This is a genomic window from Ensifer adhaerens (assembly GCF_002940685.1).
GTDB classification, from domain to species: Bacteria; Pseudomonadota; Alphaproteobacteria; order Rhizobiales; family Rhizobiaceae; genus Ensifer; species Ensifer adhaerens_E.
Genome location: NZ_PNFP01000001.1, coordinates 489,696 through 513,588, shown reverse-complemented (window position 1 = coordinate 513,588; position 23,893 = coordinate 489,696). Strand labels below are relative to the sequence as shown.

The window sequence follows — 23,893 nt, the reverse complement described above, 5'->3', positions numbered from 1 at the left end:
CGGATAGAGCAACAACGAGGAACGGGCGTGCGACGCATGCCGATTTCTCCTGTCGGGCCTTGAACTTAAGACTCATGCGGCGGGCAATTCTCAACCCGGCGGACTTGTCCTATGCTCCATCCTGGAGGAATGAGGCATGCTTTCGGGTTCGGTCATCTTTGCCTCGGCCTTCGCCTATCTGCTGCTGCTCTTTGCGGTGGCAAGCTATGGCGACCGGCGGGCCAGGAGGAACAGCGCTGCGCTGAAGGGCAGACCGCTCGTCTATGCGCTCAGCCTCGCCATCTATTGCACCTCCTGGACCTACTTCGGCGGCATCGGGCTTGCGGCCGAACGCGGGCTCGAGTTCACCGGCATCTATATCGGCCCGATCCTGATGTTCACGCTCGGCATGCCGCTGATCCGCAAGATCATCCGCCTTGCCAAGACCGAGAAGCTGACATCGGTCGCCGACTTCATCGCAGCGCGCTACGGCAAGAACCCGGCGGTGGCCGCGATCGTCGCGCTGATTTCACTCGTTGGCGCCATTCCCTACATCGCGCTGCAGCTGAAGGCGATTTCGAGCTCGGTCGCAGCGATGATCAACACCAGCGACTACGGTATCGGCGCCGGGCAGAGCTACATCGAGCTTCCCCTGCTCGTCACATTGTTCCTCGCCTGTTTCGCCATCGTCTTCGGCACCCGCCACACCGATGCGACGGAGCACCAGGACGGGCTCATCCTCGCGATCGCGATGGAGTCACTGGTGAAGCTGGTGGCGCTCGTCACCGCCGGCTTCTACATCGTCTTCGTCATCTTCAACGGCCCGGCCGATCTCTGGTCGCTCGCTCAACAGAGCCCGGCCGTGCAGTCGGCGCTGTCCTACGAGACCCCGACGGCGCGCTGGATCCTTTTGATCGTCACCTCTGCCTTCGCGATCATCATGCTGCCCAGGCAGTTCCATGTGACCGTCGTCGAAAACCGGACCGAAGGCGAGCTTCGCACCGCCGGCATACTCTTTCCGCTCTATCTGATCGGCATCAATCTCTTCGTGCTGCCGATTGCGATCGCCGGCATTCTCACCTTTTCCGGCTCCGGCGATGCGGATCTCTATCTCTTGACCCTGCCGCTCGCCAACGGCCTGCCGGTGCTGACGCTGATTACCTTCATCGGCGGCTTTTCGGCTGCGACCGCCATGGTGATCGTCGCCTCCGTGGCGCTATCGATCATGATCTCCAACGATATCGTCATGCCGGTGTTCCTGCGCCGCAATCTCAGCCAGCGCGGCGGCCTGCAGGAAAACCTGGCCGGCACGTTGCTCAACATCCGCCGCTCGGCGATCTTCGTCGTCCTGCTGCTTGGCTACGGCTACTATCGCTCCGCCGACATCAGCGCCGGTCTCGCCTCGCTCGGGCTTCTCTCCTTCGTCGCGATCTCGCAGATGGCGCCAGCATTGCTCGGCGGCCTCGTCTGGCGACAGGCCAACGCCCGCGGCGCGATCACCGGCATGGTCTCGGGCTTCCTCGTCTGGGCCTATCTGCTCTTCCTGCCGAGCCTCGGCGGCCCCGACAACTCCCACGTGGCGACGACGGTCTTAAGCTTCCTGTTGCCCTTCACCGACATGTTCTCGGGCCCCGACGCCGATCCGCTGGTCAACGCGACGACACTCAGCCTGCTCGTCAACTGCACCACCTATGTCCTCGGATCGCTGACACGCACGCCGAAACCGATCGAGCGTTTCCAGGCCGGCGTGTTCATCACCCGCCGATCGCGAACCGAAGGCGCCTTTCGCGGCCGCAAGACCAAGGTCACCGTGCGCGACCTCAAGGCGACGATCGCGCGCTACATGGGCGCCGAGCGCATGCAGCGCTCCTTCCATACCTATGAGCGCCAGACCGGCCGCTGGCTCGACGACAATGCGCCTGCCGACATGGCGGTGGTGCATTTCTCCGAGCAACTGCTCGGCAGCGCCATCGGCTCGTCCTCGGCGCGGCTGGTGCTGTCGCTGGCGCTGCAGCGCGGCGACGACACGTCGTCCGAGACGGCCTGGCTGCTCGACCAGGCGAGCGAGGCGCTGCAATACAATCAGGATATGCTCAACACCGCGCTTGCGCAGATGGACCAGGGCATCGCCGTCTTCGACAATGCCAACAACCTGATCATCTGGAACCGGCGCTTTCGCCAGCTTCTCGACCTGCCGGAGGCTGCCGGCCAGGTCGGCTTCCCGCTTGCCGATATCGTCGCCACCCTCACCAAGCGCGGCGACATCCGCAAGGAACAGGAAAAGGGGTTGATCGCCAACTTCCTGACGCTCGACAAACCCTTCCTGCTCGAACTCGGCAACGGCGAGCGCATCATCGAAGTGCGCACCAACGCCATGCCCGACAAGGGCATCGTCACCACCTATACCGACATCACCCAGCGCGTCGCGGCCGACATGGCGCTGAAGCAGGCAAACGAGACGCTGGAACTGCGCGTCGCCGAACGTACGGGCGAACTCACCCGGGTGAACCGGGAGCTTGCCGAAGCGCGCGCGGCCGCGGAAGAGGCCAATATCGGCAAGACCCGGTTCTTCGCCGCCGCCGGCCACGATATCCTGCAGCCGCTCAACGCCGCGCGGCTCTATTCGTCGTCGCTGGTCGAACGGCTCGGCGAATCCGACAACAGCACGCTGGTCGAAAACATCGATTCCTCGCTGGAATCGGTCGAGGCCATTCTCGGTGCCGTGCTCGACATTTCCCGCCTCGACACCGGCGCCATGAAGGCGCGGATACAATCCGTCCCGCTCAACGACCTGCTCAGAAGGATCGAGACCGACTTTGCACCGATGGCGCGCGCCAAGGACCTGGAGCTCGTGATCATGCCGACATCGCTCGTCGTGCGCAGCGATCCCAACCTGCTTCGCCGCGTGGTGCAGAACCTCGTCTCGAATGCGATCAAGTATACGCTCACCGGCAAGGTGCTGGTCGGGGTGCGCAGACGCGGTGCGATGGCGACGATCGAGGTGCTCGATTCCGGCATCGGCATTCCGTCTTCCAAGTTCCGCACCGTCTTCAAGGAGTTCGCCCGGCTCGACGAGGGCGCCCGCACGGCGTCAGGCCTTGGCCTCGGTCTTTCGATCGTCGATCGCATTTCGCGCGTGCTCAACCATCCGGTCAGCCTGCAATCGACGCCGGGCAAGGGTACGGCCTTCAAGGTGACGCTGCCGCTCGACGCGAGCGCCGGCGACCGGGTCGCCGTCCGTCCGGTGTCGCAGCACAAGGCAAGCGAGGCACTCACCGGCCTGCGCGTGCTGTGCATCGACAACGAACCCCGGATTCTCGAGGGCATGCGGGTACTGCTTTCCGGCTGGGGCTGCGTCGTCAGCACGGCGGAATCGCTTTCTGCCTGTTCCGAATTTGGCGCGCAGCCCGGCGAGAAACCGCATGCGATCATCGCCGACTATCATCTCGACGACGGCACCGGCATCGAGGCGGTCGCGCGCATCCGGGCCTCGACCGGCGAAGCGACGCCGGCGCTGCTGGTGACGGCCGACCGATCGCCGGAAGTGCGCGCCGCGGCGGAACGCGACGGCATCGCGATCCAGAACAAACCGGTGCGCCCGGCGGCGATGCGCGCCTGGCTGACGCAACTTTCGACGGCGGCGCGAACGGCTGCGGAATGAGCGGCTCCCGCATCTCGGGGCCGGCTGAGACAAGAGGAAATCACAAAGCCACGGAGGGCCGCATCAGGCGGCGGCGACAGTGCCGATCTTCGAAAGCTGGATGACCGCCTGGGTGCGGCTGTCGACATTGAGCTTCAGCAGGATCGCCGAGACATGGGCCTTGATCGTCGCCTCGGATACGCCGAGTTCATAGGCGATCTGCTTGTTGAGCAGGCCCTCTCCGAGCATACTCAGCACGCGCGACTGCTGCGGCGTCAAGGTCTGCAGGCGCTGGAGCAGGTCGGCGACCTCGGGCTCGTATTCCTGCGCCTGATCGTAGCCGGCGGGAACGAAGACCTCGCCCGCCATGACCTTCTCGATCCCCTCGCGGATTTCCTCGATGCCGGCCGATTTAGAAAGAAAGCCTGATGCGCCGAGGTCGAGCGCGCGATGGATCGTGGCCGGATCGTCATGGGCGGACACCACCATGACAGGCAGGCTCGGAAACTCGGCGCGAAGCGCTATCAGACCGGAAAGCCCGCTGACGCCCGGCATGGTCAGGTCGAGCAGCATGAGATCGGCATCCGGACAATCGGCCGCTGCCTTGCGGGCGGCTGCGAAATCGCCTGCCTCGACGATTGCGGGCGCCCCGTCCATGCCGCTGAGCGCCTGGCGCATCGCGCCGCGAAACAGCGGATGGTCGTCCGCGATGATGATGGTCATGTCCGGTGTCATGCTGCTCCCTCCCAAGAGCCCGGGTTGAAACCTGCGCGCCCCCAACGCGCCGATCCGCATCCCGCATGGTCGATCCGGCAGCTCAGGTCTTCTGCGGCTCCTGGGCGGGGTCGCTGCCTTCGAGATCCTTCACGATATCCATGAACCTACGCATCATTCTTTCCATGATGCCCATTGCGCGGTCAATCTCTTCCTCGGCCGGAAGATCCTGTTTTGCGACACTTTCACCGGCTTTGGCCGCCTTTTCCAAGGCCTCGACCCGCTTGGTCAGAAGGTCCAATTCCTGTTCGAAGGCGGCGCGTTCGTCGGCCGCCATGCGGCAGACGAGCTGCGCGTCTTTTTCCTGGCAGAGCGATACCTCGCCCGTCTGGGTGTCTAGCCGGGCGATGCCGGTCTCGGACTTCTGCATGCTATAGCGCCCGGGCGCCTGTTCCTGCGCGCTGGCGCCGCCGGCCAGTGCCAGCCCGATACCGAACAGAAGTATGGCAGCAGCGTTTTTCATGACATCTTCTCCGTTACGATCCTTGTCGGAACATCACATGTGCGCGAACGAGAAGAGCGAAATCGGTCTTCACCGCGGATTATGCGCGAATCGTCGTCCTTCCGCGATGGACAATCGCCGATATTTACGGCAAGGCGACGACAGAAAATTACGGGGACAGACGGGCACCATGGGTTCCATCATCTACAAGATCGTTCCGGCCTCGCTGTGGCAGGAAGCCAAGCGCAGCGGACGTTTCGACGGAGCACCCGTCGATCTCGCCGACGGCTTCATCCATTTCTCGACCGCCGAACAGGTCGTCGAGACGGCGGCGCGCTATTTCGAGGGACAGGAAGGCCTGCTTTTGGTCGCCGTCGACGGCGACGCACTTGGCGAAGAGCTGGTCTATGAACCCTCGCGCGGCGGCGCCCTCTTCCCGCATCTTTATGCCCCGCTTTTCCTCTCGGCCGTGGCCTGGGAAAGGCCGCTGCCGCTCGGCGCCGATGGCGCGCATGCCTTCCCGGAACTCGACGCATGAACCCGCTGACCAGTCTTGCCCGCCGCGGCCTCTTCCTCTTCGATCCCGAGGCGGCACACGGCCTGTCGATCAAGGCGCTGAAGACGGGGCTGGTACCGAGCTGTCCGGCCGGAGCCGACAAACGGCTTTCCCAGACGATTGCCGGGATCGCGTTCCCGAACCCGATCGGCATGGCGGCCGGCTACGACAAGAACGCCGAGGTGCCGGAAGCGCTTTTGAAGATCGGCTTCGGCTTCACCGAGATCGGCACCGTGACGCCGAAGCCGCAGGCCGGCAACGACAAGCCGCGCATCTTCCGTCTGGTCGAGGACGAGGCCGTCATCAACCGGCTCGGCTTCAACAACGAAGGCCATGGCGCAGCGCTGGCACGGCTGAAGGCCTGCCCGCGGGATGCGCTGATCGGCGTCAATATCGGCGCCAACAAGGACAGCGCCGACCGCATCGCCGACTATGTCGCCGGCATCCACACGTTCTATTCGGTCGCCCGCTATTTCACCGCCAACATTTCCTCGCCGAACACGCCGGGCCTGCGCGACCTGCAGGCGCGCGAAAGCCTCGCCGCCCTCCTGTCCGCCGTGCTCTCGGCGCGCGACGAAGAGGCGCTGCGCAGCAATCGCCGCGTTCCCGTCTTCCTGAAGATCGCGCCCGATCTCACCGAAGAGGGCATGGACGATATCGCTGCCGAAGTGCTGGCGCACAATCTCGACGGCCTGATCGTCTCCAACACGACGCTGTCGCGCGACGGCCTGCAGGATCAGGCCCAAGCGAAGGAGTCCGGCGGCCTCTCGGGCAAGCCACTCTTTGAGAAGTCGACGGCGGTGCTTGCCCGCATGCGCAACCGCGTCGGCCCGAAGCTGCCGATCATCGGCGTCGGCGGCGTCAGCTCTGCCGAAACCGCTGCCGAAAAGATCCGCGCCGGCGCCGACCTGGTGCAGCTCTATTCCTGCATGGTCTATGAGGGCCCGGCCCTTCCCGGCCGCATCGTGCGTGGGCTCTCCGCGTTGTGCGATCGCGAGCGGCTTACCTCGATCCGCGATATCAGAGACAGCCGCCTCGACTATTGGGCCGGCCGGAACGTCTGACGCGCCTTTGTCGGAATTCGCGACAGCAGGAACAGGCCGCGCATCAACAGGAACAGGTTGAGACCCGCCCAGAGGCCATGGTTGCCGAAGGCGGGGACCAGCACGGCGAGCGCTGCGGCGTAGCCGACGAAGGCCACGATCATCATGTTGCGCATCTCGCGCGACCAGGTGGCGCCGATGAAGACGCCATCCATCAGGAAGGCGAGCGCGCCCGTCATCGCCGTCACGGCCGCCCAGGGCAGATATTCGTAGGCCTCGGCGCGAACGTCGGGCGCTGTCGTCAGCAGATCGATGAGCCCGTCGCCGAACAGCAGGAAGGCAACGGTCGTCACCAGCGCAAGCCCCAGCGCCCAGGCGGCCGTGAGCCGCAGCGCCCGGTCGAAGGCCGGACGGTAGCGGGCTCCGATCGAGCGGCCGATGAGCTGTTCGGCGGCGTTGGCGAGCCCGTCGAGATAGTAGCCGGCCACCAGAAAGATCGTCATCAGCACGGCGTTCGCCGCAAGCGTCACCGGCCCGAAGGCGGTACCGATGCGCGTCATCAGCGTGAAGGCGGCGAGCAGCACGAAGGAACGGATCATGATGTCGCGGTTGAGCCCGAAGAGCGGCTTCAGCCGTTCGCGATCGAAGATCTCGGCCCAGCGCGGCGCATCCTTGCGGTCGAAGCGGCCGTAGACGATGGCAAATCCGGCAAGCGCGCCGACGATCTCGCCGGTGACGGTGGCGAGCGCGACACCGATCACACCCCAGCCGAAGACCAAGCCGAGCAGGATCGACAGCACGATGTTGATGCCGTTGATCAGCGTCTGCAGCATTAGGCCGATGGTGCCCTCTCCGCGGCCGAGCACGAAGCCGAGGATGGCGTAGTTGGCAAGCGCCGCCGGTGCCGAAATGATGCGACAGAGGAAGTAGCTGCTGGTGACGGCTGCCACTTCCGGCTCAGGTCCCATCAGCCAAAGACCGCCGGACAGGAGAAGCGGTGAGACGAGAAGGCTGACCGTGCCGCAAATGAGCGCGATGACGAGCGAGCGCCAGAACACCGCCTGCTGCTCGCGCCGGTCGCCGCGACCATAGGCCTGGGCGACCAATCCGGTCGTGGCTGCGCGCAGGAAGTTGAACGTGGTGAAGATCAGGTCGAACAGGATGGCACCGACCGCAAGACCCGCGAGAAGCGTCGCCTGCCCCATGCGGCCGACGACGGCGGTGTCGACCAGCCCGAGCAGGGGCGTCGTCAGGAAGCCGAGCGTCATCGGCAGCGCGATCGCCAGGATCAGCCGATGGGTGACATGGAACGGGCCGGCAGCGTCGCTCGGCGAGGCGGAAGAGGCGGTCATCGAACGGTCCGGCTGAGTTGGAGCGATGATCGTTTTAGGGAATGATCATGGGCGGATGCAAGCGCGCCGTGCAGCCGTGGCCAAAAACATCTCAGTGCGGCAAGAGCCCCTCACCCTAACCCTCTCCCCGCGGGAGGGGCGAGGGGACGTGGCAAACGCAAAGCGCATCTGTCGTTAAACGTCAGTGGGAAGGCACGATGTTGAAGTTGCGGCTGTTTGAATGAGGGGGTGCTATGCGTCCCCTTCTCCCCGCCTGCGGGGAGAAGGTCCCGGCAGGGGGATGAGGGGCAGTCGTCTACGGAGATCGCTGGGCCGGATCAGCCCGAAAGCACCATCGCCCAGAAGGGGCGGTTGCCCGAAGCGGCGTTCTGGGCCACCGCGACGCCGAGGCCGCGGTAGTTGCCGAGCATGTTTTCGAGATGCTTGGGCGACTTGTACCAGGCGTCATAGGCGCGCGCGGCGTCGTCCTGGCCCACGGCGATGTTTTCGGCGGCCGGAAGCGTCACACCCTGGCCCTTCATGCGGTCGTAGAAACTGTCGTTCCAGCCGATCAGATGCTGCATCTTGCCCGATTTGGCCATGCGCGCCGCCTGGTTCATGGCGGCGACCGAGGCCGCGTGGTCGGCGACGAGCGCGGTCAGCCCCTTGCCCTTGCGCAGCTTGTTGACATAGCCGAGACTCGCCTCGGTCTGGTCGCTGCCGGTACCGCTTTCGGGCGTCAATACCTTGGAGGTGGTGCAGCCGGCCAGCGCGCCGAGCGATAGGATGGCGGTTGCGCGCAACAGGCCGCGGCGTTCGATCAGAAGAAAACCGTCCTGCATCGTCAGCGCCGGTAGTTCAGGACACGGAGGATGACGAAGGCCGGCACGACGATCACGGCACCGAGCAGCAGGTAGTCACCCACCCGGCCAAGGGCTGCAAAGCCTGTGTACCAGAGGTCGAGCAGGAAGTTGCGGACGGCAAAGTAGATATCGGTCGGATACCAGCCGAACATCCTCATGACGAAGCCGACGAGGATCGACACCACAATGAGCTTGACCAGCACGCGCAGCGGCGAGTCACCCAAGAATTTGTTCATTCCGTCCGACATCCGCGAACTTCTCCTGTTTGTCTTCACATAAGCCGCGATCGGCAGCGTCGCAAGTCACCGGGCTGGTGCGCACGGCATGGCTCCCGGACTGCGGCAGATTCCGCTTGTATTTTGCGGCATCCGGCGTCAGAAGCGCTGATCGCAACCAACATCTAACATTGATGACGCTCAACCAGCTCTCCTCCGGCGACCTGATCGCCGACCGCCGCGCCGACTACGCAAAAATGCTTGCCGAGGGCGGCGAGCCCGCAAGTGCGGCCGAACTCATGGCACAGGCACTGGAACAGGCACCCAACTGGGCAGCCGGCTGGTTTCGGCTCGCGGACTATGAGGAAAAATCGGGCCGGAAAGAGGCGGCGATCGAAGCGCTCCGGAAAACGCTTGCGCTCAGCCCTCAGGATATCTTCGGCGCCGGCCTGAAGCTGGCGCTGCTTGGCGCCGCCGCCATGCCGGAGCAGCCGCCGAGCCTCTATGTCGAGCGGCTCTTCGACGACTATGCCGACCGCTTCGACAAGGCGCTGGTGGAGAAACTCGGCTACACCGTGCCGCAGAAGCTTGCCGCGCTCATTCAGGACCATGTCGGGCAAAGCCACTCCGGAGCGCTCATCTTCGAGCATGTGACGGATCTCGGCTGTGGCACCGGCCTCTTCGGCGAACGCATCCGGGATCAGGCGCACTTTCTCGAAGGTTTCGACATCTCCATCAACATGCTCGCCAAGGCCGAGGCGAAATCCACCTACGATCGGCTGGCCCGCGCCGATCTTTCACTTTCACCCGATGCCTCCGGCATCTTCGGCAATTTCGCCCCCGCCCGGGCCGATCTCGTCAGCGCCGCCGACGTTCTCATGTATCTCGGCAATCTCGACAGCGTCTTCGACATCACAACGCAACTGCTCGCCGGAAACGGATACTTCGCCTTCTCGGTCGAAGACGCCGGCGACATCGAGGATTTTCTGCTGCGACCGTCGTTGCGCTATGCCCATGGCGAAGCCTATGTCCGCGGTCTCTGCGCCGCCCATGGTCTCGAACTCATCGCAGTTGAGCGCACCGCTATCCGCATGGATGCGGGCGAACCGGTCTTCGGCATCCTGTTCCTGGCGCGCAAGCCTGCATAAAACGCAAGGCAGGGTCGCAAAAATAGGTCAGCATAACTGACATATTTTTCTTGATTGTTGTTGTGCGTTGCAGCATTGCTCAGGCCATCGCAATCGAGGATTTGCCATGGCCCAGATCAGCAGCGTTTTCGGTCTCTGGAACACCAGCCCGACCCGGCACTCGGCCGTCGAGGACCTGCAGGGCATCTTCACCGGCAGCCTGATTGCAGCACTCGGTCTCTATTTCCTCGCGAGCGCCGGCTTTTTGACCGGCAGCACGGCGGGCGTCGCCTTCCTGTTGCACTACGCCTTCGGCGTCAACTTCGGCCTCGCCTTCTTCCTGCTCAACCTGCCGTTCTTCTATCTGTCGCTGAAGCGGCTTGGCCCGGCCTTCACGATGAAAACCTTCATTGCCATCGGCCTCACCTCGTTCCTGACCGACATCCAGTCGCGGCTCTTCCAGATCGGCACGATCCAGCCCGCCTGGGCGGCACTTCTCGGTGGATTGCTTCTCGGCTACGGCTTGCTTGCACTTTACCGCCACCGCGCCAGCCTCGGCGGCGTCGGCATTCTCGGCATCTACCTGCAGGAACGCTTCGGCATTCGCGCCGGGCTTGTACAGCTCGCGATCGACATGGTCGTGCTCGTCTTCGCTTTCGGCGTAACCTCGCCCGAGGTCGTCGCCTGGTCGGTGCTCGGCGCGGTCGTGCTCAACCTGTTCGTTGCCATCAACCACCGCGCGGACCGCTACATCGCGCTCTAAGAGCGCCGCGCGTTCCTATGAACGCAGATGGCGCTCCAGCGCGACGCAGATAGCCCCGAAGCGGACCTCGGGGCTATCTGGATTTTCACGCACGCGACCTCAGGCGGCCATGACCGGCTGGTCGACCGGATGCTGCGACCGCAGACCGACGGCGACACGGTTCCAGACATTGATGACGCCGATTGCCATGGTGATCTTGGTGATCTCGGCCTCGCTGAAATGCGCGCGCAACGGCTCGAAATCCGCGTCGGGCGCGCCGGTCTGGGCGAGATTGGTCAGCGATTCCGTCCAGGCGAGCACCGCGCGTTCGCGGGCGTCATAGATCGGCGATTCCCGCCAGGCGCAGATCAGGTGGATCCACTGTTCGCTCATGCCGGTGTGGCGCGCCTCTTTCACATGCATGTCGATGCAATAGGCGCAGCCGTTGATCTGCGAAGCCCGGAGCTTGATCAGATGGATCAGGCGCGGCTCGAGCCCCGATTCCTTGATGATGTAGCTGTCGAAGGCGGCCGCCGCCTTATAGGCATCGGGAGCGGCTTTGACGAAGTTGAAACGCGGCTGCATGGACTTCTCCTTGGGCTGAACGGGATTGATGGGGTCAGGCGCTGGCGGACGATTTGCGTTCGTTGATCGCCAGAAACGCTTTGGTTCGTGCCGAAATGCTGCCGTCATCCTTGGCGTTGAGATCGTCGAGGATGCCGGCGATGGTCACGCGCCTGAGTTCGGCGCGGTAGGCCTGCTCGGCCTTCAGCATCGCAACATTGATGGTGCAGGGCGCGGTCGGCTTGCAGGCATAGGGATTGGGACCGCGCAGCCGGATCTCGTTGCAGCGGAACGCCGGCTCCGGGCCTTCGACCGCAAGTACGATATCGAGCAAGGTAATCTTCTCCGGCGCCTTCGCGAGACGATAACCGCCCTTGGGGCCTGGAACGGCCTCCAGCAGTCCGGCACCGGACATCGCCTGCAGGTGCTTCAAGAGATAGCTGGTGGAGACGCCATGGAACTCGGCAAGGGCAGCCGCCGACAGCGTGCTGCCCGGCTGCAGACAGCTCAGCATCGTCACGCTGTGAATGGCCTGCTCGACCCCGTCACCGAGTTTCATGGGGAACTCCCTAATCGTGGATATTTTTTATCTACGATTAGGGAGCGAGTCAACAGGGTGGTTCGCTTCGTGCGGGCGGGCTTCTCTTTTGAGAGATTTGATCTACCTTTGTTCTCCGTGAACAGGATTGATTCCAGAGAACCGCAGGGCGATGCCCTGACCCTGCCCGCCCCCTTTCTGCGCTGGTTCGGCGAAAAGGGCTGGCGGCCGCGTGCGCACCAGCTGGAGCTGCTTGCCCGCGCCGAGGCCGGGGAAAGCACGCTGCTGATCGCGCCGACGGGCGCCGGCAAGACGCTCGCCGGTTTCCTGCCTTCGCTGGTTGACCTCACCCGCCGCGGCAAGATCCCGCCGGGCGCGGCCTTCGTCGGCATTCACACGCTCTACATCTCGCCCTTGAAGGCGCTTGCCGTCGACATCGAGCGCAACCTGATGAAGCCCGTCGGGGAAATGGGCCTGCCGGTCCGCGTCGAAAACCGCACGGGCGATACGCCGACAGCCAAGCGCCAGCGGCAGAAGCTCAACCCGCCGGACATTCTGCTGACGACGCCGGAGCAGCTGGCGCTGCTGCTCGCCAACGGCGAAGCGCAACGTTTCTTTGGGGATCTGCGTTATGTCGTCTTCGACGAACTGCATTCACTCGTCACCTCGAAGCGCGGTCATCTGCTTTCCCTCGGCCTGGCGCGGCTGCGCCGCCTGGCGCCCGGCCTGCAGACGATCGGCCTTTCGGCGACGGTCGCCGACCCGATGGACCTGCAGCGGTGGCTGGCGCCGCAGGAGCCGGAAGCGAACAACCATGCCGGCCTCGTCCAGGTTCAGGGCGGGGCCAAGCCGCAGATCTCCATTCTGAAGACCGAGGAACACGTGCCCTGGGCCGGACACTCGGCGCGCTACGCCATTGCCGATGTCTATGCCGCGATCAAGGAGCACGGCACCACCCTGCTCTTCGTCAACACCCGCAGCCAGGCGGAACTGCTCTTCCAGGAGCTCTGGACGATCAACGACGACAACCTGCCGATCGCTCTGCATCACGGTTCGCTCGACGTCGCCCAGCGCCGCAAGGTCGAGGCGGCGATGGCAGAGAACCGGTTGCGGGCCGTGGTCGCGACCTCGACGCTCGACCTCGGCATCGACTGGGGCGATGTCGATCTCGTCGTGCATGTCGGAGCACCGAAGGGAGCAAGCCGGCTGGCCCAGCGCATCGGCCGCGCAAACCACCGCATGGACGAACCTTCGAAGGCGATCCTGGTGCCGGCCAACCGCTTCGAGGTGATGGAGTGCCAGGCCGCCCTCGACGCCAACTATATCGGCGCGCAGGATACCCCGCCGGTCGGCAAGGGCGCGCTCGACGTGCTCGCCCAGCACGTGCTCGGAATGGCCTGCGCCGCCCCCTTCGATCCGCTCGACCTCTATGACGAAATCACCAGCGCCTCCCCCTACAGGGCGCTCGCCTGGGAGACCTTCGAGCGGGTGATCGACTTCGTCGCGACCGGCGGCTATGCGCTGAAGACCTATGAACGCTATGCCCGCATCCGCAAGACCAAGGACGGGCTCTTTCGCGTCTCCAATCCGCTGGTGGCGCAGCAGTACCGGTTGAACGTCGGCACCATCGTCGAATCGCCGATGCTGAACGTGCGTTTGGTCAAGCGCAATGCGCGCGGCTCGCTTGGCCGCGGCGGCATGCCGCTCGGCAAGGTCGAGGAATATTTCCTCGAAATGCTCTCTCAGGGCGACACCTTCATGTTCTCCGGCAAGGTCCTGCGCTTCGAAGGCATCCGCGAAAACGAGTGCCTGGTCAGCCAGGCCTTCACCTTTGACCCGAAGGTGCCGAGCTATGCCGGCGGCAAGTTTCCGCTCTCGACCTATCTGGCTGCACAGGTTCGCAGGATGCTCGCCGACCCGGCCCTGAGGGCAGCGCTACCGGAACAGGTGCGCGACTGGCTGTCCTTGCAGAAGGACGTCTCGATGCTGCCGCGCGAGGACGAGCTTCTGATCGAAACCTTTCCCCGCGGCAGCCGCCATTACATGGTGATCTATGCCTTCGAGGGACGGCTGGCGCACCAGACGCTCGGCATGCTTTTGACGCGGCGGCTCGATCGCGCCGGGCTGAAGCCGCTCGGCTTCGTCGCGACCGACTATTCGCTGGCGGTCTGGGCGCTCGACGACCTCGGCGCCACCTTCGAACTCAGGCGCGGCGCGCTCGCCGACCTCTTCGACGAGGATATGCTCGGAGACGATCTCGAAGCCTGGTTGAACGAATCTTTCCTCTTGAAACGCACCTTCCGCAACTGCGCCGTCATTGCCGGACTGATCGACCAGCGCCATCCCGGCAAGGAAAAGACCGGCCGGCAGGTGACGGTCTCCGCCGACCTCATTTACGACGTATTGCACGCGCACGAGCCGGACCACCTGCTGCTCGAGGCAACCCGCAACGATGCGGCAACGGGACTTTTGGATATCGCCCGCCTCGGGGATATGCTGAGGCGAATCAAGGGGCATATCACCCAAAGGCGGCTCGACCGGATCTCACCGCTGGCGGTGCCGGTCATGCTGGAAATCGGCAAGGAAATCATCCACGGCGAAGCACAGGATTTCCTGCTGTCGGAAGCCGCCGACGACCTGATCCGCGAGGCGATGGGTGACGATGCGGATCGATAGGAAAGACGTTTTGAGAATGAGCGGTCTCCCGCATTCGGTTGGCACATCCCGCCGCACACAATGTGCGAGACCGTGACCATGCACCGCCTCGCCCACGCCCTGTCGGCTCAGACCGCGGCACCCCTCCTCCACGCTGAGACGACGATCAATGGCGTGGCGGCGATCTGCGATCCGCTCGGCGGCCTCTATCTGCCGGAGACCGGGACTCTGGTCGTTTCCGACCTGCATCTGGAAAAGGGCTCGGCCTTTGCCCGGCGCGGCATGCTGCTTCCGCCCTATGACACGCTTGCGACCCTGCGCGTGCTCGAAGCGGCGATCGCCCGCCACGACCCGAAGCTTGTCATCAGCCTCGGCGACAATTTTCACGACCGTGTCGGCTCGGCGGCGATGCCGGACGCCTTTCGCCACATGATCGCGGCCATGGCCCACGGGCGCGAATGGGTGTGGATCAACGGCAACCACGACCCGGACGGCGCTTTCGGCCTGCCGGGCGCCTCGATGGACGAGCTTGGCCATGCGGGCCTGATCTTCCGGCACGAGCCGAAGCGCGGCGAGGCCGTCGGCGAAATCGCGGGGCACCTGCATCCGGCGGCAACGGTGGTGAGACGCGAAAGGGCCGTGCGCCGCGCCTGCTTTGCGACCGATGGCACGCGCATGCTGATGCCCGCCTTCGGGGTTACGACCGGCGGGCTCGATCTCCGGCATCGGGCGATGACCGGGCTTTTCGACCGCAACAAGCTCGTCGCCCATATGCTCGGGCGCGACCGGATCTATTCGGTGCGGTTTGCCAATCTGATCGCTTGACGAGAGTGGCGAAAACGGCACGGCGCTCCCGCGCCGGGGCTCCGCCTGCGATCAGAAGGCGTTGAAGGTCAGCGTCGTCAGCGAGCGCGAGATGCCCGGCACCGTGGCAATGTTGTCGTTGATGAACTTGCCGATGTCCTGGCCTTCTTCGATATAGACCTTGATGATCAGGTCGTAATCGCCGCTCGTCGAATACATCTCCGAAACGATCTCCTTGCGGTAGATCTCGTCGGCGACCTCGTAGGTCTTGCCGGGAGCGCACTGCAACTGGACAAAAATCGGTTTCATCGAGCTTCCTCTGTTTTTATCTGCGGCGGCATGCGCTGATGAAACGCACGCGGCATGCCTTTCCATAGCGCTCCGGCGCGCAAAAGGAAACGTCGCCGAAGATCGCCCGTCGCTATTCCTTGCGGAAGATCACGCTGGCGCCCCAGCCGGTGATGACGGCGAGCAGCACGGCCATCAGGCCATAGAGCAGCGGCTGCTGATGCGCCGCCTGGGTGATGAACTGCTCCAGGCCGGTCTTGACGACACGCAGCGGCAGCGCCTTGGCGGCGACGAAGACGCCGTCGCGGAAGAGATAGGCGCGAACCACATGCACGCCGTTCGGCACGTTGGCCGGCAGGCGCACCGAGGCCTTGAACAGGCTAGAGCTGATGAACTGCACGCCGCCAGGATCGCGCTCGTAGACGCCGCTGGTCTCGCGGATGCGGCGGAAGGCATTGCGGAACTCGCCGAGATTGCTGCCGTCGCCGACGAAGCCAAGCGGCACCAGCCGCATGTGATCGACCCCGATGCCCATATTGCCCATCTCGCCGGGCGGCGCGATCGTCTCGATGTCGCGCGTCGACGACAGCGAATAGGATTCCGGCACCAGCTCGAAGGTCATGGAGCTGGTGTTGACCCAGATGCCGAAGACGCGCTCCTTCTTGCGCACCGTCGCGTTGTCCTTGGGCCCCTCGAGGGAGACCACGATGTTGTAGCGGCCCTGGGCGAGCAGAGCTTGGTCGAAGCCGTCGACGGCGCCGAAGATCGTCAGGTCGGCGCCGCGGAAATCGGAGGTGATGGCGATCTCGTCGGTGGAGATGCCGATCTCCAGCTTCTCGGTGAAGTCGGCATTCTCGTCCTGGATGGCTGCCTGCGCCGGGGCGGCGAAAGCGAGAACAAGGAGAGCGAGAGCTGTGCGGGCGAGGCGGATCATCAGAAGCCGAACCCCGCGGATACGACCGAATAGACGTCCTTCGGCGGAATGATGAGCTCGATTGCCAGACGAATGCCGACGGCAAGAACGAGCAGCGCCAACAGCGCGCGCAATTGTTCGCCGCGCAGCTTCTGGCCGACGCGCACGCCGTACTGGGCACCGATGACGCCGGCGATCATCAGCACGAAGGCGAGCACGATATCGACGGTATAGTTGGTCGAGGCCTGGACGATGACGGTATAGGCCGAGACGAAGATGATCTGGAACAGCGACGTGCCGACGACGACATTGGTCGGGATGCGCAGGAGATAGATCATCGCCGGCACCATGATGAAGCCGCCACCGACGCCCATGACCGAGGTCAGGATACCGATGCAGAAGCCGAGACCGGCGACCGGAATGACGCTCAGATAGATCTTCGATTTCTTGAAACGCATCTTCAAGGGCAGGCCGTGCACCCAGTTGTGCTGGCCGGGGCGACGCAAGGTCGTCTGCTGGTTCTTGGCGGCCTTGCGCATGGCGGTGATGCTCTCCCAGAGCATCAGGCCGCCGACGGTGCTGAGCAGAACGACGTAAAGCAGGGAAATGACGAGATCGAGTTGGCCGATGCGGCGCAGCAGCGAGAACAGCCAGACGCCGACGGTCGCGCCGGCAAGACCGCCACAGAGCAGCACCGTGCCGAGCTTGATATCAATCGTGCCGCGCCGGAAATGCGTAATCGCGCCCGAGATCGAAGAGGCCACCACCTGGTTGGCGCCGGTCGCCACCGCCACGACGGGCGGGATATTGTAGAAGATCAGGAGCGGCGTGATCAGAAACCCGCCACCGACGCCGAACATGCCGGACAGAAAGCCGACGGCAGCGCCCATGCCGAGAATGATGAGTATGTTCACCGACAACTCTGCGATGGGCAGATAGATCGTCACGCCGGGACCTCGATATGCCAACGGCCCGCGATGCGGGCGAACCAGTTAGTGTGGCAAGCAAATCACCACGAATGAGGGATTATTCGAAGGGCCGGCACCTCCCCCGAGGGCGAGGCGGCCTCCGTCATGCACTCCTGCAGCGTTGCGCTTCCGCCAGGATGTGCCAAGGCCGCGAACCGGACCTTGATTGCTGCATCGGTTCTTCCTTAGCCCGATTCCGATTAAGGAATTATGCAGCAGCCCGAGATTTCAACCTTTTCAGCCACATGGCGGATGGCTTCGCCACCCGCAACCCGTGTCGCCCGGCTCTGCGGCTTTATTACGGCGCAAGGCCGAAGGTCAGGAATTGCGCTTCAGCAATTCCTTGACCAACTGCTCGGTGACTTCGCCCGTCGGCTCCTGGCCGACCGACTTCTGGAACGCCTTAATGGCGGCGACGGTCTTCTTGCCCATCTGCCCATCCGGCTTGCCGGCATCGAAGCCATTGTTGTTGAGGATCGCCTGGATGTTGCGGACCGCCTTGCTCATGTCGACGCTGGCCGTCTTGTTGGCCGGGCCGACCCAGGCGTCCGGAACGTCAACGGTGTTCGCCTTGGCGTCGACCGGCTCCGCCTTCCAGGCTTCCGCCTTGGCCTTGGCGCTTTCGAGCTGCTCCGGCTTCATCGCCTTGGCAACTTCGTCGCGCTTGACCCCGGCATCCAGATCGCCTTCGCGGGCGGCGGCCGAGAACCACTTGTAGGATTCGGTCAGGTCCTGCGGCACGCCGTTGCCACGGGCATAGAGGACCGCGAGGTTGAACTGGCTGTCGCGGATGCCGAGTTCGGCCGCCTTCGCAAACCACTTCGTTGCCTCGTTGAAGTCAGGCGCGCCATCGCGGCCGCTCGCCAGCATGACCGCGAGGTTGTGCATGGCGCTGGCGTTGCCCTGACCGGCGGAGGCGAGATAGAGCGCCTTCGCCTTGGCCGCGTCGCGCGTCACGCCGGTGCCCTTCTCGTAAAGGGTCGCGAGGCGGTACTGGGCCGGCACGACACCGGCATCGGCGGCGCGCTGATACCATTTCGCGGCTTCCGTCATGTTTTCGGCAACGCCGCGGCCCTCGGTATAGCGGACGGCGATTTCATAGAAGGCGAGCGGGTCGCCACCCTTGGCGGCCGTCACCAACGCGACCGGGCCGAAACCTTCCGGCAAGACGATGTCGCTCGGCACCAGGGTGGCTGTCGTCGCCGGGGTCGTCGCGGCGCCATCGGCCGGCGCGCTTGCGACCGAGGCGTTCGCTGCCGCCGGAGCCGGCTGGAACTCGGTGACCGGCGTCGTCGTCTCGGCGACGGGCGCAAGCATCGGCGCCTTGCCGTCCGTCGGCGTTGCAAAGGTGGTCGTCGGTACCGTCGTCGCGGTTACCGCGATCGAGGCCTCGGAGGTCTTCGCCGGCGGCTCAACGGAATCGAGCGGCGTCGCGACAGCCGTTTCGGACCCGGTAACCGGAGCTTCCTGTGCTGTCACGGTTGCGCTCGGCGTCGGCTGGTCGTTGGCCGCCTTGAACTCGGCTGCCTGCGGGGTGACCGTCTGCTCGATGACTGCCACCGGTTCGGCCGACACTTCCTTCTTGTTCAGCATCGAGCTGACCATCGGGTAGGACATGATCGCCAAAAGGACGGCGCCGACGGCCATGAGGATCGGTCGGCGATGGCGGGCAAAGGCACCGCCGATGCCGGAGGTCGCTGCCTTGTCCCCGGACTTGTTGAGTGTGTCGGCCTCTTCCACGGCAAGCTGGGCGGCGCGGCGGGCGGCGGCGATGAAGTCCGACTTGTCGCCATCGGCCGGCTGGATGCCTGCCTTGTTCATCTGTCCGGCGCGTACGCGCTCCAGGATCTTCTTGACGTCGGGAACGCCGGAACCCGGCTCGAGCAGCTGGTTGGCTTCTTCCGGCGCCAGCATTTCGGAGGGATCGATCGACGGGGTCGGCTCGACGAGCGTGCGCGCCTGTTCCGGCGCCTGCTCGGAGCGCTTGCCGGAAAAGCGCCGGGTCAGGCCGGCGAGCAGGCCCGTGCGAGCGGCGGCGGCCGGTTCGCGCGGCTCTTCGAGCTCGACGGTCGAGACCTGCGCATCGTCCGCAAGGGCCGTTGCCGGTTCGACGGCCTGGGCTGCGACGGCCTGATCCTCCGCCTGGAGGGCCCGGACGTTGCGCTTGAGGTCGTCGTAGCGATCATCGAGATCGCCGCCACCGAAGGGGTCGTTGAACTCCGGCTGGGCGGCGCGCGGCATGTGAACCGCTTCGTGCGCCGCCGGCATGGCAGGCGGCGCTGCCATCGCCGGCTCGCGGTTTTCGATGCGTTCCAGCTTGTCGGCAATGTGAACGAGGGTTTCGTGCAGCGCTTCGAAGGTGCGTGCGGTCCGCTCCTCGCTGGAACGGCTGAGGTCCTCGAGCGTCCGCAGGTCTTCGGCAAGCGCCGAGATCGCGGCCAGGTCGCCACCGGACGACGCCTGCGCGGGGCCGTTCTTGGAATAGGCTTCCATCACCGCTTCGGCCGCCTGGCGGGCGGCTTCGACGATGTACTCGTCGCTGGTCGAGAAATAGTCCTCGAGCGCGGTCATGCGGCTTTCGAAATCGACGGGCATGGCGCTCTGGCCGACGTCCGCCCGCGGCTGGCTGACCAGCGTCGACAGGTTGGCGATCTGGGCTTCGAGGTTCTGAAGAGCTGCGCGGTCGTCGAACGGTGCGGCGTGGGTCTCTTCGAGCCGCTGTGCGATGCCGACCAGGCGATCTTCCAGCCGGTCGAAACGCGGATCGGACATCGGCTGGGCGCCATGGGCGTCGAGTTCGTCAATCCGGCGCGCCAGATAGTCGAGCCGCTCGGCGAGCGCATCGTTGACGCTGCCCTGGTCGAGGGCCTCGATCTTGCGGGAAATGTCCGACAGGTAATCGTTGAGGTCCGACTGCGCCGTCCTGTTGCTGCGCTCCAACATCAGCGAAAGCTGGTCGAGGCGTTCTTCCAATCGTGCGGCCGCCTTTTCGCTGGCGAGATCCTCGACCCGGACTGTCAGGGCCTCCAGGCGAGCGCCGAGGCCGGAATCGCTCGGGCGCGCCAGGCTGTCGATCTGACGGGAGAGGTCGCCGAGCCGGCTTTCGAGCCGATTGACGAAGCCGGTATCGAGGCCCGGGGTCGTGCGGCTGTTGGCGGCGATGGCGCGGCTGATTTCGTCGAGCCGGCTGTCGAGATCGGCAAACTGCGAGACGAGGCGACGATCGTCCGGCTGAATCTGGCGGCCGAGCATCTCGATCGCCTGGGCAACGGCGATCAGCTTGTCCTCAAGGGCATCGACGGCGGAGCTGTTCTTCAGCGAGCCGATCTGCGACTTGATCTCGTCGAGCCGATAGGCAAGCGCCACCAGTTCGTCGTCGCGGTTCTGGTCAAACGCGATCAGCCGGTCCTCGACGCCGTTCCAGCGGCTTTCCATGCGGCGCATGCTGTCTTCGCGCGCAACACCGTCGATCATCGCACGCAGCTCGTCGAAGTCGCCGCGCAGCGCATCGGCCTGGGCGGGCGACGCCTGGCGGCCAAGATGCTGGATGCTGTCGGCAAGGCGCTGCATGTCGCCACGCACGTCTTCGGCGAAGGTGTGGTCCTGCGCCTGTGCCTTGATGCCACGAATTTCGGAGCGCAGCGAATTCATCTCGCGCGTCAGCCCGTCGGTGATGTCGCGCTTCAGGTCCTGGCGCAGGCCGACGAGCGCTTCGGCGATTTCGTTGACGGCCGCGGACGGGCGCTGCGGCTGGCTGTGAAGCTGGGGGCGCGGCTCTTCGACGAAGCGGTCGGAAACGGGGCGTTCGGAGACGGGGCGCTCGGGGGCATAACGTTCCGGCTCGCGCTGCGGCAGCCGGTCGCGAAGCGCCAGGCGCTCGCGCGAGGCGCTGAGACTGCGCTGGCGCTGCATGATTTCGGCGACGGCGTCACGGGGCGATGCCGGTTCCCGGATCGGTTCACGGGCGGGCTGGCGCTCGGGCGGTCTTGGCGCCGCGTCGCGGGCCGTTCCGCTCATCAGGCCTTCGATCCGCGCCTCCAGTCCTTCGATGGTGCGGTTCAAGGCGTCGAGCGACGGCCGCTCGCTATAGGACTGGCTGCCTGCGCGCTGAGGATTTGATCGCAATCCGCTCATGGTGTTCTTCGCCCCTGTCGTCGGCCATCTCGAAAGTCGTCACGGAAGAAAACTGCTTTCTTCACCCCTGTGGCGCTTCCGACGTGGGCAAAACTACAACGATGCGACGCCAGGACAGGTTGCAGCTTTGACCATCTCAACACGCACCTTTCACGAAACGTGGTAAACAAGCAGTTAACCTGCGGGTGATTTTTTAACGATTTGGCAGGATCGTGCGTCGGACCCGCCCCGGATCGCGTGGAATCCTCCGGAGCTCCGGCCCGCCAACGAATTTGCATGCCGTGCAATTTTTGACGTTTACGCAAACGTCAAAATTTCGTAGCATCCGGCCAACGATGCGAGACCGCCCCGGCGCATCCCGCTTTCCCGTGGAACCGCGGGAGGGGGAAGATGCCCCGGAACCAATGAGGATGGCGGCGCATCCGGCATCCTGCAACCGGGCGTCGATGACGAGACACGGCGGCCCGAAGCACCAAAGGCGAGGAAAGAATGCCCATTTACAAGGCCCCGGTCGACGATACCCTCTTCATCCTGAACGACGTGCTCGGCATCGAGCGCTACAACAACCTGCCCGGCTTTGCCGACGCGACGCCGGACATGATCGAAGCGATCGTCGGCGAAGCGGCCAAGCTTGCCGAAGAAGCGCTGTTCCCGGTCAATCTTTCCGGCGACCAGGAAGGTTGCAAGCGTCGCGACGACGGTTCGGTCAGCGTCCCGAAAGGCTTCAAGGAAGCCTTCGACCTCTACCGCGAAGGCGGTTGGCTCGGCCTTGCCGTCCCGGAAGAATTCGGCGGTCAGGGCCTGCCTTATACGCTCCACACCGCCGTCGGCGAGTATATGTCGTCGGCCAACATGGCGCTGACCATGTATCCGGGCCTCACCCAGGGCGCGATCGCCGCGATCCTCGTGCACGGCACCGACGAACAGAAGCAGGCCTACCTGCCGAAGATGGTCGCCGGCACCTGGACCGGCACGATGAACCTGACCGAACCGCATTGCGGCACCGACCTCGGCCTGCTGCGCACCAAGGCGGTGCCCGATGGTAACGGCGCCTACAAGATTTCCGGCCAGAAGATCTTCATCTCCGCCGGCGAACACGACATGTCGGACAACATCATCCATCTGGTGCTTGCCCGTATCGAGGGCGCGCCGGAGGGCGTGAAGGGCATCTCGCTGTTCATCGTGCCGAAGTTCAAGCTCGATGCCGCCGGCGAACCGGGCGCACGCAACGGCGTTTCCTGCGGCGCGATCGAACACAAGATGGGCATCCACGGCAATTCGACCTGCGTCATGAACTATGACGAGGCCGAGGGCTACCTCATCGGCGCGGAGAACAAGGGCCTCAACGCCATGTTCGTGATGATGAACGAGGCCCGCCTCGGCGTCGGCCTGCAGGGCCTGTCGATCGCGGAGATCGCCTATCAGAACGCCGCCAACTATGCACGCGACCGCATCCAGGGCCGCTCGCTCTCCGGCCCCAAGGCACCGGACAAGAAGGCCGACCCGATCATCGTGCATCCGGACGTGCGCCGCACGCTGATGACGATCAAGGCCTTCAACGAAGCCGGCCGCGCCTTTACGCTGTGGACGGCGCTGAAATCCGACATCGCCCACCGCTCCGACAATGACGCCGACCGCCAGACGGCCGACGACATCCTCGGGCTGATGACGCCGATCCTCAAGGGTGTCCTGACCGACAAGGGCTTCGACCACGCCGTCATGGCCCAGCAGATGTTCGGCGGCCACGGCTACATCGAAGAACACGGCATGAGCCAGTATGTCCGCGATGCCCGCATCGCGATGATCTACGAGGGCGCCAACGGCATCCAGGCGCTCGACCTCGTCGGCCGCAAGCTCGGCCTCAACGGAGGCCGCGCCGTCATGGCGCTGTTCAAGGAGATCGGCGACTTCTGCGAGGAAAACCGCAGCAACGAGAAGCTCGCCGCCTACACCAAGGCACTGAAGAAGGGCCTCAACGACCTGCAGGCCGCCACCATGTGGTTCATGCAGAACGCCATGGCCAAGCCTGACAATGCCGGTGCCGGCTCGACCGACTACATGCACCTCTTCGGCCTCGTCGTGCTCGGCTACATGTGGGCGAAGATCGCCAAGACGGCCGAGGAAAAACTTGCCTCTGGCGAAACGGCGCGCGCAGACTATCTGAAGAACAAGCTGATCACCGCGACCTTCTTCATGGAAAGGATCCTGCCGGAAACGGCGCTGCGCAAGGCCCGCATCGAAACCGGCGCCGACACGCTGATGGCGCTCGACGCGGCCGCCTTCTGAGGCGTTCGATTTCACAAGTGTTTGACGGGCA

20 protein-coding genes are annotated in these 23,893 nt (G+C 64.5%); 8 read left to right on the top strand and 12 right to left on the bottom strand.

What is annotated here, in order from left to right:
- The first annotated feature begins 136 nt into the window (after nt 1-136).
- Nucleotides 137-3,640 carry a PAS domain-containing hybrid sensor histidine kinase/response regulator gene (locus C1A35_RS02585; protein ID WP_104662775.1) on the top strand — a complete coding sequence of 1,168 codons (3,504 nt, stop codon included), beginning with the start codon at nt 137-139 and terminating at the stop codon, nt 3,638-3,640.
- A 63-nt stretch (nt 3,641-3,703) separates the two neighbouring features.
- Here C1A35_RS02585 and C1A35_RS02580 read toward each other — a convergent pair whose 3' ends face one another.
- Nucleotides 3,704-4,354: a response regulator gene (locus C1A35_RS02580; RefSeq protein ID WP_077962455.1), complete on the bottom strand. Its 651-nt coding sequence runs from the start codon at nt 4,352-4,354 to the stop codon at nt 3,704-3,706.
- Between the two features lie 82 nt (nt 4,355-4,436).
- Entirely contained in the window at nt 4,437-4,856 is a 420-nt protein-coding gene (locus C1A35_RS02575) for a hypothetical protein (RefSeq protein ID WP_104662774.1), read from the bottom strand.
- A gap of 169 nt (nt 4,857-5,025) precedes the next feature.
- Between C1A35_RS02575 and C1A35_RS02570 the strand changes: the two genes are divergently transcribed.
- Both C1A35_RS02570 and C1A35_RS02565 read left to right on the top strand, forming a co-directional pair.
- The gene (locus C1A35_RS02570; RefSeq protein WP_104662773.1) at nt 5,026-5,373 is read left to right on the top strand and encodes a DUF952 domain-containing protein; all 348 of its coding nucleotides are present in this window, start codon (nt 5,026-5,028) and stop codon (nt 5,371-5,373) included.
- On the top strand, nt 5,370-6,455 hold the full coding sequence (locus tag C1A35_RS02565; protein WP_104662772.1) for a quinone-dependent dihydroorotate dehydrogenase: 1,086 nt from the start codon (nt 5,370-5,372) through the stop codon (nt 6,453-6,455). Before C1A35_RS02570 ends, C1A35_RS02565 begins: the two co-directional genes overlap by 4 nt.
- Here the strand turns inward: C1A35_RS02565 and C1A35_RS02560 are convergent.
- From C1A35_RS02560 to C1A35_RS36305, 4 genes are all read right to left on the bottom strand, one after another.
- Nucleotides 6,431-7,786: an MATE family efflux transporter gene (locus C1A35_RS02560; RefSeq protein ID WP_104662771.1), complete on the bottom strand. Its 1,356-nt coding sequence runs from the start codon at nt 7,784-7,786 to the stop codon at nt 6,431-6,433. The two genes, C1A35_RS02565 and C1A35_RS02560, sit on opposite strands and share 25 nt — an antisense overlap.
- A gap of 317 nt (nt 7,787-8,103) precedes the next feature.
- Nucleotides 8,104-8,607 carry a CAP domain-containing protein gene (locus C1A35_RS02555; protein ID WP_104662770.1) on the bottom strand — a complete coding sequence of 168 codons (504 nt, stop codon included), beginning with the start codon at nt 8,605-8,607 and terminating at the stop codon, nt 8,104-8,106.
- Nucleotides 8,608-8,609: 2 nt separating this feature from the next.
- Nucleotides 8,610-8,876, bottom strand: coding sequence for a DUF6460 domain-containing protein (locus C1A35_RS02550; RefSeq protein ID WP_104662769.1), 267 nt, complete (start codon nt 8,874-8,876; stop codon nt 8,610-8,612).
- On the bottom strand, nt 8,845-9,048 hold the full coding sequence (locus C1A35_RS36305) for a hypothetical protein (RefSeq protein ID WP_199772848.1): 204 nt from the start codon (nt 9,046-9,048) through the stop codon (nt 8,845-8,847). The genes C1A35_RS02550 and C1A35_RS36305 overlap by 32 nt, the downstream gene beginning before the upstream one ends.
- Between C1A35_RS36305 and C1A35_RS02545 the strand changes: the two genes are divergently transcribed.
- Together C1A35_RS02545 and C1A35_RS02540 are read left to right on the top strand one after the other, a co-directional pair.
- Nucleotides 9,038-9,991: a methyltransferase gene (locus C1A35_RS02545; RefSeq protein ID WP_104662768.1), complete on the top strand. Its 954-nt coding sequence runs from the start codon at nt 9,038-9,040 to the stop codon at nt 9,989-9,991. The genes C1A35_RS36305 and C1A35_RS02545 overlap by 11 nt on opposite strands.
- Nucleotides 9,992-10,097: 106 nt before the next feature.
- Nucleotides 10,098-10,733, top strand: a complete 636-nt coding sequence (locus C1A35_RS02540) for a YitT family protein (protein WP_104662767.1) — start codon at nt 10,098-10,100, stop codon at nt 10,731-10,733.
- A 99-nt stretch (nt 10,734-10,832) separates the two neighbouring features.
- Here the strand turns inward: C1A35_RS02540 and C1A35_RS02535 are convergent, their stop codons facing one another.
- Both C1A35_RS02535 and C1A35_RS02530 read right to left on the bottom strand, forming a co-directional pair.
- Nucleotides 10,833-11,297: a carboxymuconolactone decarboxylase family protein gene (locus tag C1A35_RS02535; protein ID WP_043622424.1), complete on the bottom strand. Its 465-nt coding sequence runs from the start codon at nt 11,295-11,297 to the stop codon at nt 10,833-10,835.
- Between the two features lie 34 nt (nt 11,298-11,331).
- The gene (locus C1A35_RS02530; RefSeq protein WP_104662766.1) at nt 11,332-11,835 is read right to left on the bottom strand and encodes an Rrf2 family transcriptional regulator; all 504 of its coding nucleotides are present in this window, start codon (nt 11,833-11,835) and stop codon (nt 11,332-11,334) included.
- Between the two features lie 108 nt (nt 11,836-11,943).
- On the opposite strand from C1A35_RS02530, the gene C1A35_RS02525 reads away from it, so the two are divergent.
- Together C1A35_RS02525 and pdeM are read left to right on the top strand one after the other, a co-directional pair.
- On the top strand, nt 11,944-14,490 hold the full coding sequence (locus C1A35_RS02525; RefSeq protein WP_104662765.1) for a ligase-associated DNA damage response DEXH box helicase: 2,547 nt from the start codon (nt 11,944-11,946) through the stop codon (nt 14,488-14,490).
- A 78-nt stretch (nt 14,491-14,568) separates the two neighbouring features.
- Nucleotides 14,569-15,294, top strand: coding sequence for a ligase-associated DNA damage response endonuclease PdeM (gene pdeM / locus C1A35_RS02520; RefSeq protein ID WP_199772847.1), 726 nt, complete (start codon nt 14,569-14,571; stop codon nt 15,292-15,294).
- 51 nt (nt 15,295-15,345) lie between these two features.
- On the opposite strand, the gene C1A35_RS02515 is transcribed toward pdeM, so the two are convergent.
- The 4 genes from C1A35_RS02515 to C1A35_RS02500 form a co-directional block, all read right to left on the bottom strand.
- Nucleotides 15,346-15,582, bottom strand: a complete 237-nt coding sequence (locus C1A35_RS02515; RefSeq protein ID WP_034797129.1) for an Lrp/AsnC ligand binding domain-containing protein — start codon at nt 15,580-15,582, stop codon at nt 15,346-15,348.
- 112 nt (nt 15,583-15,694) lie between these two features.
- A complete protein-coding gene (locus tag C1A35_RS02510) occupies nt 15,695-16,495 on the bottom strand; it encodes a TIGR02186 family protein (protein WP_104662764.1) in 801 nt (266 codons plus the stop codon).
- On the bottom strand, nt 16,495-17,421 hold the full coding sequence (locus C1A35_RS02505) for a sulfite exporter TauE/SafE family protein (protein ID WP_104662763.1): 927 nt from the start codon (nt 17,419-17,421) through the stop codon (nt 16,495-16,497). Before C1A35_RS02505 ends, C1A35_RS02510 begins: the two co-directional genes overlap by 1 nt.
- 339 nt (nt 17,422-17,760) lie before the next feature.
- The gene (locus C1A35_RS02500; protein WP_104662762.1) at nt 17,761-21,576 is read right to left on the bottom strand and encodes a peptidoglycan-binding protein; all 3,816 of its coding nucleotides are present in this window, start codon (nt 21,574-21,576) and stop codon (nt 17,761-17,763) included.
- A gap of 489 nt (nt 21,577-22,065) precedes the next feature.
- Here C1A35_RS02500 and C1A35_RS02495 point away from each other — a divergent pair, with 489 nt between their 5' ends.
- Complete coding sequence (locus C1A35_RS02495) at nt 22,066-23,862, top strand: acyl-CoA dehydrogenase C-terminal domain-containing protein (protein ID WP_104662761.1); 1,797 nt, start codon at nt 22,066-22,068, stop codon at nt 23,860-23,862.
- Nucleotides 23,863-23,893: the final 31 nt, after the last annotated feature.